Annotated in this window: 19 protein-coding genes; 11 read left to right on the top strand and 8 right to left on the bottom strand. The window is 64.7% G+C overall.

Annotated features, from left to right (window positions below; all coding sequences use genetic code 11):
- Nucleotides 1-28: 28 nt before the first annotated feature.
- Together BRO63_RS34230 and BRO63_RS34000 are read right to left on the bottom strand one after the other, a co-directional pair.
- Nucleotides 29-265 (bottom strand): hypothetical protein, encoded by a 237-nt coding sequence (locus BRO63_RS34230; protein WP_179215156.1) that lies wholly within the window; start codon nucleotides 263-265, stop codon nucleotides 29-31.
- Between the two features lie 172 nt (nucleotides 266-437).
- Nucleotides 438-674: a hypothetical protein gene (locus BRO63_RS34000; RefSeq protein WP_143219490.1), complete on the bottom strand. Its 237-nt coding sequence runs from the start codon at nucleotides 672-674 to the stop codon at nucleotides 438-440.
- On the opposite strand from BRO63_RS34000, the gene BRO63_RS19985 reads away from it, so the two are divergent.
- From BRO63_RS19985 to BRO63_RS19975, 3 genes are all read left to right on the top strand, one after another.
- Complete coding sequence (locus tag BRO63_RS19985) at nucleotides 673-1335, top strand: methyltransferase domain-containing protein (protein ID WP_088141467.1); 663 nt, start codon at nucleotides 673-675, stop codon at nucleotides 1333-1335. The genes BRO63_RS34000 and BRO63_RS19985 overlap by 2 nt on opposite strands.
- 127 nt (nucleotides 1336-1462) lie before the next feature.
- Complete coding sequence (locus BRO63_RS19980) at nucleotides 1463-1771, top strand: DUF4148 domain-containing protein (RefSeq protein WP_088141466.1); 309 nt, start codon at nucleotides 1463-1465, stop codon at nucleotides 1769-1771.
- Nucleotides 1772-1797: 26 nt separating this feature from the next.
- Complete coding sequence (locus tag BRO63_RS19975; protein ID WP_088141465.1) at nucleotides 1798-2160, top strand: winged helix-turn-helix domain-containing protein; 363 nt, start codon at nucleotides 1798-1800, stop codon at nucleotides 2158-2160.
- Between the two features lie 150 nt (nucleotides 2161-2310).
- Here the strand turns inward: BRO63_RS19975 and BRO63_RS19970 are convergent, their stop codons facing one another.
- A complete protein-coding gene (locus tag BRO63_RS19970; RefSeq protein WP_088141464.1) occupies nucleotides 2311-3468 on the bottom strand; it encodes a porin in 1158 nt (385 codons plus the stop codon).
- Nucleotides 3469-3673: 205 nt separating this feature from the next.
- Complete coding sequence (locus BRO63_RS19965) at nucleotides 3674-4147, bottom strand: Lrp/AsnC family transcriptional regulator (RefSeq protein ID WP_013394879.1); 474 nt, start codon at nucleotides 4145-4147, stop codon at nucleotides 3674-3676.
- A gap of 108 nt (nucleotides 4148-4255) precedes the next feature.
- Here BRO63_RS19965 and BRO63_RS19960 point away from each other — a divergent pair, with 108 nt between their 5' ends.
- Nucleotides 4256-5740 carry an aminotransferase class V-fold PLP-dependent enzyme gene (locus BRO63_RS19960; protein ID WP_088141463.1) on the top strand — a complete coding sequence of 495 codons (1485 nt, stop codon included), beginning with the start codon at nucleotides 4256-4258 and terminating at the stop codon, nucleotides 5738-5740.
- A gap of 28 nt (nucleotides 5741-5768) precedes the next feature.
- Here the strand turns inward: BRO63_RS19960 and BRO63_RS19955 are convergent, their stop codons facing one another.
- Together BRO63_RS19955 and BRO63_RS19950 are read right to left on the bottom strand one after the other, a co-directional pair.
- Nucleotides 5769-6134 (bottom strand): hypothetical protein, encoded by a 366-nt coding sequence (locus BRO63_RS19955; RefSeq protein ID WP_088141462.1) that lies wholly within the window; start codon nucleotides 6132-6134, stop codon nucleotides 5769-5771.
- Nucleotides 6135-6189: 55 nt separating this feature from the next.
- Nucleotides 6190-7236 carry a glycosyltransferase family 9 protein gene (locus BRO63_RS19950; protein ID WP_088141461.1) on the bottom strand — a complete coding sequence of 349 codons (1047 nt, stop codon included), beginning with the start codon at nucleotides 7234-7236 and terminating at the stop codon, nucleotides 6190-6192.
- A gap of 353 nt (nucleotides 7237-7589) precedes the next feature.
- On the opposite strand from BRO63_RS19950, the gene fmdA reads away from it, so the two are divergent.
- Both fmdA and BRO63_RS19940 read left to right on the top strand, forming a co-directional pair.
- A complete protein-coding gene (gene fmdA, locus BRO63_RS19945; RefSeq protein ID WP_088141460.1) occupies nucleotides 7590-8819 on the top strand; it encodes a formamidase in 1230 nt (409 codons plus the stop codon).
- Nucleotides 8820-8829: 10 nt separating this feature from the next.
- Nucleotides 8830-9162: an FmdB family zinc ribbon protein gene (locus tag BRO63_RS19940; RefSeq protein WP_088141459.1), complete on the top strand. Its 333-nt coding sequence runs from the start codon at nucleotides 8830-8832 to the stop codon at nucleotides 9160-9162.
- Between the two features lie 74 nt (nucleotides 9163-9236).
- On the opposite strand, the gene BRO63_RS19935 is transcribed toward BRO63_RS19940, so the two are convergent.
- Nucleotides 9237-9974: an ABC transporter substrate-binding protein gene (locus BRO63_RS19935; protein ID WP_088141458.1), complete on the bottom strand. Its 738-nt coding sequence runs from the start codon at nucleotides 9972-9974 to the stop codon at nucleotides 9237-9239.
- 83 nt (nucleotides 9975-10057) lie between these two features.
- Complete coding sequence (locus BRO63_RS19930; RefSeq protein ID WP_088141457.1) at nucleotides 10058-10483, bottom strand: copper resistance protein NlpE; 426 nt, start codon at nucleotides 10481-10483, stop codon at nucleotides 10058-10060.
- Between the two features lie 163 nt (nucleotides 10484-10646).
- Here BRO63_RS19930 and BRO63_RS19925 point away from each other — a divergent pair, with 163 nt between their 5' ends.
- The 5 genes from BRO63_RS19925 (at nucleotide 10647) to BRO63_RS19905 (ending at nucleotide 13818) form a co-directional block, all read left to right on the top strand.
- Entirely contained in the window at nucleotides 10647-11120 is a 474-nt protein-coding gene (locus BRO63_RS19925; protein ID WP_088141456.1) for an OsmC family protein, read from the top strand.
- An 11-nt stretch (nucleotides 11121-11131) separates the two neighbouring features.
- A complete protein-coding gene (locus BRO63_RS19920; protein ID WP_088141455.1) occupies nucleotides 11132-11779 on the top strand; it encodes a glutathione S-transferase family protein in 648 nt (215 codons plus the stop codon).
- Nucleotides 11780-11891: 112 nt separating this feature from the next.
- The gene (locus tag BRO63_RS19915) at nucleotides 11892-12338 is read left to right on the top strand and encodes a carboxymuconolactone decarboxylase family protein (RefSeq protein ID WP_088141454.1); all 447 of its coding nucleotides are present in this window, start codon (nucleotides 11892-11894) and stop codon (nucleotides 12336-12338) included.
- A 12-nt stretch (nucleotides 12339-12350) separates the two neighbouring features.
- On the top strand, nucleotides 12351-13280 hold the full coding sequence (locus tag BRO63_RS19910) for a sigma-70 family RNA polymerase sigma factor (protein WP_088141453.1): 930 nt from the start codon (nucleotides 12351-12353) through the stop codon (nucleotides 13278-13280).
- Entirely contained in the window at nucleotides 13261-13818 is a 558-nt protein-coding gene (locus tag BRO63_RS19905) for a GNAT family N-acetyltransferase (RefSeq protein ID WP_088141452.1), read from the top strand. The genes BRO63_RS19910 and BRO63_RS19905 overlap by 20 nt, the downstream gene beginning before the upstream one ends.
- The last annotated feature ends 8 nt before the right edge of the window (nucleotides 13819-13826 follow it).

The following is a 13826-nucleotide window of genomic DNA, read 5'->3' as shown; positions in this document are numbered from 1 at the left end:
CTCAGACTACATTAATAAAAATAAGGTGTCAGACTGAGCTAGCCCGGGGCACGTCAATACGGAGGAAGCATTCAATCAGTTGATGTTTGAATGCCATCGTGTCCTCACCAGCGATGGGATGCTGGTGCTGGGCTATAACGACAAGCCTGACCGCCTGGGTTTCAAGGTTGAGCAGGCCGCGGGTTTTCAAGTCTTCAAGATGTTTGAGCCCGGCATAGCGGGAATGACGGGCGCGAGCCACGTCGTAGCGGATGGGTTCAAGCATCGCTATGTGTTCTTGCGGCCTCGGCGCCTGGGGCTGGGTGAACTGGGCATGGACCTGGCGGCGGCATAGCTGGGGACGGCCGCTCAGAGCCGCCCGCTATTTCGAAAACGTAATCCCGCTATTGGCTTTCTGTCTGCATCGCCTGCCTAAAAAGTGTCCGACGAAATTTTCTTCAGCTGAAAATGTAGTCGGACACTTTTTTTGGAAACTCACGCGCCATGGCGAGCTGGATTCCAGCATCGCTATGTCTTTCTGTGGCCGCGTCACAAGAAAAAGTAATTACCAATTCAGAAAAACTCCGGATAAAGAATCTTTCCCAAAAATAAAATTTGAAAGCGCGACGGCTGGCCGGCGGGAATGCCGGTAGCAGGCCTGGCGTTTTTCGGGTTTTTGAGATCTTGGGGATCATGAGGTTCATTAAAAAAATAACTTACGCGCTGAAGCGCGCTGTTTTCCGGGTTTCTCCGGGCCTTTTGAGAATGTTGGGCGCCGATTTCCGGCTGCGCGTGCCCAGCAGGATGTTCATGGAGCAAGAGGTCTTCGACTACGTCAATGAGCATTTCCGGCGCGGCATCGCGGCTCCAGCGGCCAGATGTCTTTTCATCGGGCTGGATAAGCACAACTGGCACTACGACCGGCTGCTGGATCTGGATTTCTATTCGATAGACCTGAATCCGCGCAACGCCGTGTACGGTCAGCCCAACAGGCACGTGGTGGGTTCCGCGACTGAGCTGTCTGCCTACTATCCGCCCCATAGCTTTGACGTGGTGTTCGCCAATGGGCTGATCGGCTTCGGCCTGGATACGGAAGAAGCATTCAATCAGCTGATGTTTGAATGCCATCGTGTTCTGGCCGACGATGGGATGCTGGTGCTTGGCTACAACGACAAACCGGAGCGCCTGAGTTTCGTGGTCGAGCAGGCCAAGGGGTTTCAGGTTTTCAAGACATTCGAGCCCGGTATCGCGGGGACGACGGGCGCGCGCCACGTCGTGGCGGATGGATTCCAGCATTGCTATGTGTTCTTGAGGCCGCGGCGCCTGGGATTCGCTGAGCAGGGCCTGGCTTGGTAGCGGCATCGCGGGCCACGCGTCCGCGGTCCGCCATTTCAAAAACGTAATCCCGCTATCCGCTTTCTGTCTGCATCGCCTTCCTAGAATTTGATCGTGCAGTCCCCTCCACGATACATAGGAAACAAGCATGCAGATGATCCGCAAAGCCGCATTGATCCTGGCGCTGTCGGCCGCCGCCACCGGCACGGCGCTGGCGCAGTCCGCGCCGCCGCCCGCTGGTTTGGCCAACCCCTATGGTCCGTCGTTGACGCGCGCCGAAGTGCTGGCCGATTTGGCGCTATGGAAGCGCGCGGGCGTGGACCGGTTCTGGCGTGGCGAAGAGACGCCGGACATCTACAGTCCGGAGTACAGGGCGGCATTTACGGAGTACTTCCGCCTGCGTTCGGGGCCGGAGTACCAGGCTGAAGTGCAACGCCAGAACGCGTCGCGGCGATAGCCGCCCGCGGGGCAGGAGCGCCCGGCGTGGCTGAATCCTCCGTGATCAATCCCCCCGAGTCCAGTCCCAGGTTGCAGCTTGCCGATCTGGAGCTGGACTTGTTGCGTTGCCGCGCCTACCGCGACCGGCAGTTCCTGCCGCTCACGCCCAAGGAATTCGGTTTGCTGGCCTTTCTGATGCAGCGGCCCGGGGTCGTGTGCGTGGGATGGGAGCTGGCCGAGCAGGTCTGGAAAATGAAGCTGCATATCCACGACAAGCGCAATTTCAAGTCGCATGCGGTTGCGGTCGCGATGCGCAGGCTGCGCAAGAAAGTGGACGCAGGCCCGGGGCCCAAGCTGCTGCATACAATACGAGGCGGCAGCTATATGCTGGCGGCGGGTCCTTTGTGATCGGCACAAGCCTTCATGCGCGGCCGGCAGCCGCGCGGCGTCAAAAAAAGCGCGCGCCGGAAAGGCGCGCGGCGATCATCTGGCCTTCCCTTCGCGGAGGAGGGCGCGATCAAGGGACTCCCTGCATGCAGCGTCTTGTGAAAGCGTGCGCTAGAACCGGTGGCGGATGCCCATGTTCACTTCGGTCGCCTTGACGTTGTCCAGGAACGCCCAGTTGGTGGTGTAGGACGCCACTGCATACAGGTCGGTTCGCTTGGACAGGTTGTAGTTGTAGCCCAGGCTGTAGGTGTTGCTGGTGGCATCGCCGCCCGTGAGCAGCTTGTTGTTGGCATCGGCGCGCTGCCACGATGCGAACGCGCCGCCGGATTTGCCGACCGGCGCGGCCAGCGCCAGCATGTAGGCGTTGGAGCGGAAGCCCTTGACGAAGGCGTAGGACGGCGTGCCGGTGAAGCCGCCGATGCTGCCGCCATTGGGGAAGCCTTTGCCGGCGAACCAGCCATCGGTCGTGCGGTTGTAGGCCAGGGCCAGCTTGACGACCTCGAAGTCGTAGGAGCCGCCGACGATGTAGGAGCGCGGCGTGGCGTCGGTCTGGCTTGGGCTCAGCTTGTTCGAGGCATTGAGCTGGTCGTAGGTGGCAAAGCCCATGACGGGACCGTTGTCGTAGCGCAGGCCGGCCGTGATGGCGCGGGTGTTGTCGGCGGTGGCGAAACCGGTCTGGGCCAGGCGGCGGTCGTCGGCGTTGAAGGCGTAGCCGACGGCGCCCTTGAAGCCGCCCATCGACGGGGTTTCATAGACGACCAGGTTGTCGTAGCGCACGAAGTAGGCCGAGCTGAAGCCCAGGCCCGCGCCGGTGTTCAATTGATTGAAGCCGCCGCCGAACGACGAGCCGAACATGCCGGTGAAGTAACGCGCGGCGACGTTGTATTGCCGGCCCAGGCGGACTTCGCCCCAGTCGGCGCTGCCCAGGCCCACGGTGGCTTCGCGGCCGAACAGGCGGCCGCTTTGCAGCGAGTTGCCGTTGCGGCTGTCGTAGCCGGACTCCAGCTGGAAGAGCGCATACAGGCCGTCGCCCAGGTCTTCCTTGCCGCGCAGGCCCCAGCGCGAACCCGCGGTGGTGCCGGTGGTGGATCCGATGCGGCTGCTGTCGACGCGGGTGCGGCTGCCGGTGGCGGGATCGGTGTAGGCGCCGTCGACGTTGGCGTAACCAATGCCGGTGTCGATCAAGCCATAGAGCGTGACGGAAGAGGACTGCGCATAGGCGGCGCCGGACAGTGCCGTGGCGGCCGCCGCGGCGTATAGCTTTTTCATGGGGGACTCCGTGAGCAGGGAAGATCGATATGCGTCATATCGACCGGAAGCCACGGAAACCATGTCTTCTGGCGGATAGGCAGGGCCAGTGTGCAGGCCGCCGCCCGACAATCCGCGGTCATTGGAATTACAAATCCGATCGTCCTGGCGTCACGGGTTTGTCATGTCGGCATGGATCATGCGCCATGCGCCATGCCCGCAGGCATTACCCCTCCAATCCCCCTAGATCCGGCGGCCGGTTCTCGATGATGGCCTCCATGCTGAAGAACCCTGTCACCGTCGACAGCTCGAAATCCGTGATCAGCTTCTGATAGAAGCGGTCGTACCCGGCCATGCCGCGGCAGACCACCTTGATGAGGTAGTCCCAGTCCCCGCCGATGCGGTAGAACTCGGTCACTTCGGGCAGGCGTCCCACGTGCTGGCGAAAGCCGTCGGCCCAGGCCTTGGCGTGATGGCTGGTGCGGATCATCACGAATACCGTCAGGTCCAGCCCCAGTTCGACCAGATTGACCTCGGCCCGGGTGCCGCGAATGATGCCGCAGGCATTCAGGCGCTGCAGCCGGCGCCAGCAGGCGTTTTGCGACAGGCCGACGCGATCGGCCAGCTCGCGCTGCGACAGCGCGCCGTCCTTTTGCAGGCAGGAGATGATATTCAGATCAAATTTGTCTATTTTTTCCATTTGAAAGATCAAATGACCCAATTTATGTGGTTTTAGGCAAAATTTAGGTGAGGTTTCAAATTTCTTTCCATCGTATGATATTTCGGTGTGCCCAGGAACATCCCCGACATGAATACGCCTACCCAAACGACTCCCGCCAAGATCACGCCGTTGCAGCAATTTCAAGAAAGCCTGAAGACGGAAGACGTCGCCGCGGCGCTGGCTGACGGGCTGATCGGCAAGGATGCGGAGGTCGAAGGTCCCTACGGCGTCAAGCCGCTGGTGTACGCCGATTACGTGGCGTCCGGCCGGGCGCTGATGCAGGTCGAGCGTTTCATTCTTGAGCAGGTGCTGCCGTATTACGCCAACTCGCATACCGAGGCGTCGTACTGCGGCGGCTTCATTACCCGCCTGCGCCGCGAGGCGCGCGCGGCGATTGCGCGGTGCTGCGGCGCGGGCGACGAACACGCCGTGATTTTTGCGGGGTCGGGCGCGACGGCGGGGATCAACCGGCTGGTGCATCTGTTCGGCGTGCGCGAGGCCATCGCCGCGGGCCGCAAGGTGCGCGTCATCATCGGCCCCTACGAACACCATTCCAACATCCTGCCTTGGCGCGAATGCGGCGCCGAAATCGTCGAGCTGGCGGAAAGCCCGGAAGGCGGCCCCGACCTGGCGCAGCTGGACGCGGCGCTGCAAGCCGGGGAGGGCGCGCTGGTCGTCTGCGCGCTGTCGGCGGCTTCGAACGTGACGGGCATCGTGGCGGACGTGGCGACGGTGACCCGGCGCGTCAAGGCCGCGGGCGCCAAGATGCTGTGGGACTATGCCGGCGGCGCGCCCTATCTGCCGATCCGGATGACGCCCGCCGCCGATGCGGCGATCGACGCGATTGTTTTTTCGCCGCACAAGTTCATCGGCGGCCCGGGCGCGTCTGGCGTGCTGATCGTGCGCCGCGACGCGGTGCTGGACACCAAGCCCACCTGGCCCGGCGGCGGCACGGTGCGCTTTGTTTCGCCCGCGGGCCACGACTACAGCGGCAGCCTGGAAGCGCGCGAGGAAGCGGGCACGCCCAATGTGGTGGGCGATATCCGCGCCGCGCTGGTGCTGCTGGTGAAGGAAGCCCTGGGCGCCGAGTTCATGCGCCAGCGCAATCAACACTTCGTGGAGCGCGCGCTGGCCAGATGGCAGGGCGCCGAGCAGTTGGAGCTGCTGGGTTCGCTGACGGCGGCACGCCTGCCGATCTTTTCGTTCCGGGTGCGCAACGGCCGCGGCGGTTTCGTGCACCAGCAACTGGTGACGCGCATGCTGAGCGACCGCTTCGGCATCCAGGCGCGCGGCGGCTGCGCTTGCGCAGGGCCCTATGTGCATCGCCTGCTGGATATCGGCGCGGATGAGTCGCAGCAGATGCGCCAGGCCATCCTGGATGGCCGCGAGATGGAAAAGCCGGGTTTCATCCGCCTGAACTTCAGCGTGCTGCTGCCTGACGAAAAGGCCGATTTCATCCTGGATTCGGTGCTGGCGCTGGCCGCGGACGCGACTGAGTTCGAGCACCGCTACGGCTTCGATCCGAGCCGGGCCATCTTCTTTCCGCACAGCGCCGAGAAGCAGGCCGCCTGAGCCGCGTGCCCGCTGTCAGGCGGGCCGCTCAATCCTTCATGTGCAGGCCGCAGGTTCTGATCCATGCGGCCTTTTTGTCGGCCAGTTCCTCGGACGCGTCGCTCAGCCCGCGCGCCATCCTGGCCGGAAACTCCACGCCTTTGCGGCGGCAGGCCTCGAAGTCGTCGACCAGGGCGTAGCGGGCATCCAGCAGGTCCAGGCGGCCCTGGCACAGTTCGCGATTCAATTGCAGGTCGTTGGACGCCTCGCGCGTGCGCTGCACGTCCTGCGCGCGGTCGATGCGCGCCTGCTCGGCCTGGATCTGCGCAACGCAATCGTCCGCTGCGGCGGGCGCGCTGGCGCTGGCAGCGCAGAGGAGCAGGATGGCGAGAGTACGGCGGTCAAAAGCGGCCATGCGGGGATACCTTGGTGATGCGGCTGAATGGGCAGCATCATAACTGCCGGGAGTATCAGCTCGCCGCAACGGTGGATCCAGGCGAACCCGCTGCCTCCAAATGATTCCAGGCCGCCTCGGCCACGGTCTGCGGCGTTATGGTGGCCATGTCGCCTTTGACAGCGGCCTCAAGTGCATGCAACCAGGGCACATACCGCAACGCAGGAGTGGCTCCGAACAATCCAATCGTCGGTATTCCATGGGCAGCTGCAATGTGCATACCCATGCTGTCGTTGGAAACAAATACCGAACAGCACGCGATTAGCGCCTGGCTATCGCATATGTCCGTGGCCTGTCGCGTCGCGTCCAGCAAGGCAATGGACTCGGGTAGCAGGGCGCGAATCTCTTCTGCGATGTCCTGGACATCGCTGCCGCCCACCAACACAAAGCGCAGCCCGCTATCCCGCGCATGCAAAATGCGCGCCACCTCCGCAAAGGCCCTGCCGCTATAACGTTTGCAGGGTATCGAACCATTCAATCCGAAGCCGATCGTCCGCGATTGCGCCTGGCAAAACTGGATGGCCTTGCCGTGCGCCGAGTCCTTGCAGAACAACGAGGGATAGCGTGGCTCATACTGATATCCAGCCTTGGCGTATAGCAAGGGCAGCCATGTATAGATGTCAGGGTGCGGGGTTCCCTTGCGGCGCACCCATATGCGATGCGTGAGCAGCGCCGCGAGATGCGGTTGATGCATACGCAAGAAGCCGGCGCGCTGCGGGATCCCCGCCAAGCTGGCCGCCAAGGCGATATGAGGGCGGAAGGTAAACAAGAAAAGACTGTCGTAGCCCCCGTCCGTCAATACCTGTTTTACCTGTGTGATTCGTTCCCAACCGCGCAACCGGTGCTCTGATCGCAGAGAGATGACTTCCGCCACATAGGGCTGGGCACGAAACAGCTCCTGCGAAGACTCGCTTTGAGTCATCAGCAATGAAACAGTGCCGCCGGTTTGTTCGGCCAGCGCTTGGGCAAAAACCATGCCGAGCACACCGTCGCCGATGCCGCCGGACAGATAGATCGCACAGTTTTGCGCTGTACTACGTTTGAGGGAGGGGGCGGTAGGCATGGCATCCAACAAGATACGCTCACTGATTTCGAATCGACTAGTGTGGCGGAGTTATGTTTCTTGCTTGTGTAGCGTTTGGTGTTGAATGTTTGAAAAGCGTTGTACGCGATAGCTCCTGGATGAGGTGGTGGTACCAGGGTTGCATTGGGCGCGTGAAGCGTTCCATGGCACCGGCCCGTCTCCAATCGTTATCGCATGGTTACTGGTCGGAAACCCAGTTTACGCCGGTCCCAAACTCGCCTACTGTGCTTTACATATCAACGACTCATGAGCGCCGCCTGGCGCATTCATGTTAGACAGTCGGAGATAGAAATTTCTGTTTTATCAACAAGTTACGTTGGAGATGAAAGAGAATGACTGACACCCTCATCAAGGTCGACCTGGCCCAATCCCCCTACGAGAACGCGCAGATCCACAACCGCTGGCATCCGGATATCCCGATGGCCGTGTGGGTCAAGCCGGGGGATGACTTCGTGCTGGAAACCTATGACTGGACCGGCGGCGCGATCAAGAACGATGACAGCGCCGACGACGTCCGCGACGTGGACCTGTCCACGGTGCACTTTCTTTCGGGACCGGTGGGCGTGGAAGGCGCCGAGCCCGGCGACTTGCTGGTGGTGGACCTGCTGGACATCGGCGCCAAGCCGGACAGCCTGTGGGGGTTCAACGGCTTCTTCAGCCGCAATAACGGCGGCGGCTTCCTGACCGAGCATTTTCCGCATGCGCAGAAATCCATCTGGGATTTCCATGGCATGTTCACCTCGTCGCGCCATATTCCGGGCGTGAACTTCGCCGGGCTGATCCATCCCGGGCTGATCGGCTGCCTGCCCGACAAGAAGCTGCTGGACACCTGGAACCGGCGCGAGCAGGCGCTGATCGACACCAATCCCAACCGCGTGCCGCCGCTGGCCAATCCGCCCGCGCCGAAGACGGCGCACATGGGCGCCATGCAGGGCGCGGCGCGCGACAAGGCGGCGGGCGAGGGCGCGCGCACGGTGCCGCCGCGCGAACACGGCGGCAACTGCGACATCAAGGACCTGTCGCGCGGCGCGCGGGTGTTCTTCCCGATCTACGTGAAGGGCGGCGGCCTGTCGGTGGGCGACCTGCATTTTTCGCAGGGCGACGGCGAAATCACGTTCTGCGGCGCCATCGAGATGGCGGGCTGGGTGCACATGCGCGTGTCGCTGATCAAGGGCGGCATGGAGAAGTACGCGATCAAGAACCCGATCTTCAAGCCCAGCCCGATCGCGCCGGCCTACAAGGACTTCCTGATCTTCGAAGGGATTTCGGTGGATGAGTCCGGCAAGCAGCACTACCTGGACGTGAACGTCGCGTACCGGCAAGCCTGCCTGAACGCCATCGAATACCTGAAGAAGTTCGGCTACTCGGGCGCCCAGGCGTATTCGTTGCTGGGCTGCGCGCCGGTGCAGGGGCATATCAGCGGGGTGGTCGACATTCCCAACTCCTGCGCCACGCTGTGGCTGCCGACGGAGATCTTCGACTTCGACATCCAGCCGTCGGCGTCCGGACCCGTCAAGCACATCCAGGGCGGCGTGGACATGCCGCTGTCGCGCGACCGCTAGGAGCCATTCCATGCCCATGTATGACTATGCTTGCGGCGATTGCGGCGAGTTCGCGGCGCTGGTGCCCCTGGCCCAGTGGCGCGACCCGGCGGCCTGCCCGCAATGCGGCGCGATGTGCGGCCGCATCGTGGGCGGCGCGCCGGCGATCTCGGCGCTGTCGTCCGCGGTGAACCGGGCGCGCGCGGCCAATGAGCGCAGCGCGCACGAGCCGCGCAGTTCGCGCTCCGGCCATGGCATGAACTGCGGATGCTGTTCCGGCGGCAAGGCGGCCGGCAAGACGCGCACCACGCCGGATGGGGCGAAATCGTTCGCGGGCGCAAGGCCCTGGATGATCAGCCACTGAGAATACGCCGCCGGCGCATAAAACAAGGCCCCGCTCGAGCGGGGCCTTGTTCTTGCGGGGCGAGAGCAGCGGGCTCAGGGCTCCAGCGGCGCCACCGCGGCGCCCTGGATCTTGTGGCGGGCCAGCGCTTCGGCGACGAAGCCCGATTTCTTCATGGCTTCGACGAAGGCGGCCAGGTAGGCGCTGGCCTTGTCGCCGCGGCTCTTGGGCACGCCCATGGCCTGGCGGATCAGCATGAAATGGCCGTCCAGCAGGCGCAGGCCGCCCAGACGCTGCGCGTCGGCTTCAAGCTGCTGCTTCACGCCCGCGGCGACTTCCATGTTTTCCCGCATGAAGGTGTCGACCACGGCGGGCGAGGTCGGCGCGCGGAAGATCTCTGCCTGCTTCAGTTCGCGCGTCAGGTACAGGTCGTAGGCGCTGCCCTTGCCGACCACCACGCGCAGGCCCTTGCGGTCCACTTCGTCCATGCTGGCGATGGGCGAGTCCTGGCGCACCAGGTACGCGCCTTCGATGACCACGTAGGGCGCGGTGAAGGCGATCTGCGCGCCGCGCAACGGATCGATGGCGAAGAAGCCCACGTCGGCCTCTTCGGCCGCCACGGCATTGACGGATTCGCCGGCCGACTTGAACACCACCAGTTCCAGCTGGACGTCCAGGCGTCGCGCCAGTTCCGTGGCCAGGTCGACCGATACGCCGCCGGCCTGGCCGGTGACGGGGTCGGCATGGGCCAGGATGGGGTTGCCCAGGTTGATGGACGCGCGCAGCGTGCCGGTGGGGGCGAAGGCGGAAAGCAGCTCGTGATCGGTCTTCATGGTTACCTTGGGCGTAGGGGCCGCGCGCCGGCGCGCACGTTGCGGCACAAGCATAGCCGCAAGCGCGCGCGTTGCGCGATGCCTTATTGCGCGCGGCGCAGGACGTAGTGCGGGGCCAGCGGGCCGGTGGGGCGGGTGCCGTCGCGGTACAGCATGGTCACCTGGTTTTCGCCGACGAAGTAGCGCTGGCTGTCGCCGGACGCGTCGAGGCGGATGGTGCTGCCGTCGGACTCCCAGCTGAACGAACCCGTGACGACCTCGGGCTGCGGCTGGCGGTCCAGGTACTGGGTCTGTCGTTCGTAGCGGCCGTCCTGTTCCAGCGTCAGGCGGGTGCGGATGCCGGGGCAGTCGGCGCAAGGCAGGGTGCCTTCGTAGCTGCCGGCCCAGTCCAGGGAATCGCGCGAGGTGTGGCTGTCGACGGGCGCGGAACCGCCGGCGCCGGGCCGGGAGGGCGCGCAGCCGGCGAGCAGGGCTAGCGTCAGGGCGCAGGTCAGGGTGGTTTTCATCATGGCGAGCTCCTGTTTGGCAAACCGGTCACGATACGGATAGTAACGGGGCGGTGCTGAAACGGGATGTAAAGCGCGCGGGGCTGGCGCAGTCGCGCATGCGCTACGCTAAGCTGTTTTCCAGACGCGCCCACCTGGGCCTTTCCCGTTGAACAGGACGAATCCGATGCAAGGCGAACACCGTTACAACGTCACCGTGGACTGGACCGGCAACACCGGCTCGGGCACGTCCAGCTACGCTGCCTACTCCCGCGACCACCTGATCCGCGCGGCGGGCAAGCCCGACGTGCCGGGCTCGTCCGATCCGGCCTTCCGCGGCGATCCGGCGCGCTGGAATCCCGAGGACATGCTGGTGGCGTCGCTGTCCGCCTGCCACAAGCTCTGGTACCTGCACTTCTGCGCGGTCGAAGGGGTGACGGTGGAAGCCTACCGCGACGAGGCCGAAGGCGTCATGGTCGAGGACCGCGAGCGCGGCGGCGCTTTCAGCGCCGTCACCTTGCGCCCCGAAGTGACCATCCGCGCCGGCGACGACGCGGCGCTGGCGGCCGAGCTGCACGAGCGCGCGCATCATTTCTGTTTCATCGCTAATTCGGTCAACTTCCCGGTGCGTTGCGAGCCGCGCATCGTGCACGCTGCCTGAGGACTATCGTCATGCTGACCATCTGGGGACGGCGCAGTTCGTTCAATGTGCAGAAGGTATTGTGGCTGGCGGGAGAGCTGGGCCTGGAATACGAACATGTGCTGGCCGGCGGCCAGCACGGGCTGCTGGACACGGCCGAGTTCCGCGCCATGAATCCGCACGGCAAGGTGCCGCTGCTGCGCGACGGCGCCACCGTCGTGTGGGAGTCCCACGCCATCCTGCGCTATCTGGCTGCACGCGACGGCGCCGGCCGGTTCTGGGCGGACGACCCCGCGCAGCGGGCTGGCGCCGATGGCTGGATGGACTGGGCCCAGACCGCCTTGCAGCCCGCCTTTTTGACAGGCGTGTTCTGGGGCTTCTACCGCACGCCGGAGGCGCAACGCGATGCGGCCGCCATCGAGCGCGCCATCGCGGCCACGCATGCCTGCCTGCGGCAGTTGGACCTCGCGCTGGCGGACCGCCCGTACCTAGGCGGCGAGTCCCTGGGGCTGGCCGACATTCCGGCCGGCACCACGCTCTACCGCTACTTCGAACTGGATATCCCGCATCCGCCCATGGTGCATGTGCAAGCCTGGTACGAGCGCCTGCAGGCCCGCGCGGCCTATCGCGAGCACGTGATGGTGCCGTTCGGGGAGCTGCGCGGGCGGCTGGATTTCTAGGCTGGATTTACAAATTTTCCGGCGGCCGATGTCACATCGTGGCAGGCTGTCTCGTCCTACGGGTAATGGCGCCGCATCCTGCGGCGCATGCCTACCTTGCCGGAGACACGCCATGAGTACCGCCCGCCTGAATGCCTACACCGCCTCGCCCAAGGCCATGAAGGCCATGATCGCCTTGAATGACTTCGTCGAGGGCTGCGGCCTGGAGCACAGCCTGCTTGAACTGGTGAAGATGCGCGCTTCGCAGATCAATGGCTGCGCCTACTGCCTGCACATGCATTCCACCGATGCCCGCAAGCAGGGCGAAACGGAAATGCGCCTGTACCTGCTGGACGCCTGGCGCGAATCGTCGCTGTACAGCGAACGCGAGCGCGCCGCGCTGGCGTGGACGGAGGCGCTGACCAGGCTTGCCGACACCCGCGCACCGGACGCCGACTATGCCGAAATGGCCAGGCATTTCAGCGAGGAAGAGCAGGTTAACCTGACGGTTGCCATCAACATGATCAACAGCTGGAACCGCATCGCCGTCGGCTTCCGCTCGCAGCATCCCAAGCACTGAGGCCCTGGCTTTATGAGCGCGTCCGCCATTCCCGATGCCGTTGCCGACTTCGAACCGCATCGCAGGCATCTGCAGGGCCTGGCCTACCGCATGCTGGGTTCCTGGGCTGAGGCCGAGGACATCGTGCAGGATGCCTGGCTGCGCTGGCGCGATGCGGATCGCGGCCAGGTCGAGACGCCGCGCGCCTTCCTGTCGCGCACGGTCACGCGCTTGTGCCTGGACCAGCTGAAGTCGGCGCGCGCGCGGCGCGAGGAATACGTGGGCCCGTGGTTGCCGGAGCCCCTGCCCGATGCCGGCAGCTACGAAGCGGCGGGGGCGGGGGAGATCGCGCACGATCTGTCGGTGGCGCTGATGCTGGCTTTGGAGCGCCTGTCGGCGCTCGAACGGGCCGCTTTCCTGCTGCACGACGTGTTCGACCTGCCGTTCGCGGAGATCGCGGCGACGCTGGGCCGCAACGAGGCCGCCTGCCGCCAGTTGGCCGCGCGGGCGCGCAGCCGGGTGCGCGAATCGCGTCCGCGGTTCGCGGTGACCGAACAGGAAGGGGCGCGCATCGCCGATGCCTTCTGGCAGGCGTCGCGCGCGGGCGACGTGGACGCCCTGCGCAGCCTGCTGGCGCAGGACGCCGTGCTGCATGCGGATGGCGGCGGCAAGAAGCTGGCCGTGTTCAGGCCCATCCTGGGCAGCGACAAGATCGCGCGTTTTTTTGCAGGCCTGGCGAAGAAGCCCAGCGGCCAGTTCCTGGACGCCGTGGTGACGCAATTGAACGGCATGCCGGGCGTGCTGGCGACCGAACTGGACGGTTTGCCCCGGTCCACCACGCTGGAGGTGCGCGACGGCAGGATCAGCGCCATCTACATCGTGCGCAACCCTGATAAGCTGCGCCATGTCGCGGCGCTGCCGCCGCAGCCGACCGCGCCCCAGGATGATGCCGCACCTCACTGACTATCCGCAGGACCTGCCCGAACTGGGGCTGGAAGGCTTGCTGCTGCGCCCATTGCGGGAAGCGGACGCCGCCGATTGGCACGAATATCTGCGTGACGAGGCGGTCACGCGCCATACCAGCTGGCAGTTGGACGGACCGGATACGCTGGTGCGCCTGATCGGCGGTTATGGCCAGCCATCGGCATCGCACAGCCTGCGCCTGGCCATCGTCACGCTGGACGGCGCCCTGGCGGGCACCATAGGCTTGAACGAGATTTCCGTATCCGCGCGGCGCGCGGAGATCGCCTACGACGTCGCGCCGCCGTACTGGCGGCGCGGCATCGCCACGCGCGCCTGCGCGTCCGTGACCGCATGGGCCTTGCGCGAGCTGGGCTTTGCGCGCATCCAGGCCACCGTGCTGGACACCAACGTGGCGTCGGCCGGCGTGCTGGAAGCATGCGGTTTTCAGCGCGAAGGGCTGTTGCGCCGCTACCGGTTGGTGCGCGGCGTATCCCGCGATTTCTGGATGTACGCGCGCGTCAATGCCGCGCCGGACTGACGCCCAAC

It is taken from the genome of Achromobacter xylosoxidans (assembly GCF_002192695.1).
In the GTDB taxonomy this organism is placed as follows: domain Bacteria; phylum Pseudomonadota; class Gammaproteobacteria; order Burkholderiales; family Burkholderiaceae_B; genus Achromobacter; species Achromobacter xylosoxidans_C.
The sequence above is the reverse complement of the archived record's forward strand: the minus strand, read 5'-3'. Positions and strand labels throughout refer to the sequence as shown.

Coding starts and splice junctions, on each gene's coding strand:
- BRO63_RS19970 (WP_088141464.1), bottom strand. CDS start 3,468: ATGAAAAAGCTATACGCCGCGGCGGCCGCCACGGCACTGTCCGGCGCC.
- BRO63_RS19980 (WP_088141466.1), top strand. CDS start 1,463: ATGCAGATGATCCGCAAAGCCGCATTGATCCTGGCGCTGTCGGCCGCC.
- BRO63_RS19925 (WP_088141456.1), top strand. CDS start 10,647: ATGCAAGGCGAACACCGTTACAACGTCACCGTGGACTGGACCGGCAAC.
- BRO63_RS19940 (WP_088141459.1), top strand. CDS start 8,830: ATGCCCATGTATGACTATGCTTGCGGCGATTGCGGCGAGTTCGCGGCG.
- BRO63_RS19910 (WP_088141453.1), top strand. CDS start 12,351: ATGAGCGCGTCCGCCATTCCCGATGCCGTTGCCGACTTCGAACCGCAT.
- BRO63_RS34000 (WP_143219490.1), bottom strand. CDS start 674: ATGATCCCCAAGATCTCAAAAACCCGAAAAACGCCAGGCCTGCTACCG.
- BRO63_RS19935 (WP_088141458.1), bottom strand. CDS start 9,974: ATGAAGACCGATCACGAGCTGCTTTCCGCCTTCGCCCCCACCGGCACG.
- BRO63_RS19985 (WP_088141467.1), top strand. CDS start 673: ATGAGGTTCATTAAAAAAATAACTTACGCGCTGAAGCGCGCTGTTTTC.
- BRO63_RS19920 (WP_088141455.1), top strand. CDS start 11,132: ATGCTGACCATCTGGGGACGGCGCAGTTCGTTCAATGTGCAGAAGGTA.
- fmdA (WP_088141460.1), top strand. CDS start 7,590: ATGACTGACACCCTCATCAAGGTCGACCTGGCCCAATCCCCCTACGAG.
- BRO63_RS19915 (WP_088141454.1), top strand. CDS start 11,892: ATGAGTACCGCCCGCCTGAATGCCTACACCGCCTCGCCCAAGGCCATG.
- BRO63_RS19955 (WP_088141462.1), bottom strand. CDS start 6,134: ATGGCCGCTTTTGACCGCCGTACTCTCGCCATCCTGCTCCTCTGCGCT.
- BRO63_RS19965 (WP_013394879.1), bottom strand. CDS start 4,147: ATGGAAAAAATAGACAAATTTGATCTGAATATCATCTCCTGCCTGCAA.
- BRO63_RS19905 (WP_088141452.1), top strand. CDS start 13,261: ATGATGCCGCACCTCACTGACTATCCGCAGGACCTGCCCGAACTGGGG.
- BRO63_RS19930 (WP_088141457.1), bottom strand. CDS start 10,483: ATGATGAAAACCACCCTGACCTGCGCCCTGACGCTAGCCCTGCTCGCC.
- BRO63_RS34230 (WP_179215156.1), bottom strand. CDS start 265: ATGCTTGAACCCATCCGCTACGACGTGGCTCGCGCCCGTCATTCCCGC.
- BRO63_RS19950 (WP_088141461.1), bottom strand. CDS start 7,236: ATGCCTACCGCCCCCTCCCTCAAACGTAGTACAGCGCAAAACTGTGCG.
- BRO63_RS19960 (WP_088141463.1), top strand. CDS start 4,256: ATGAATACGCCTACCCAAACGACTCCCGCCAAGATCACGCCGTTGCAG.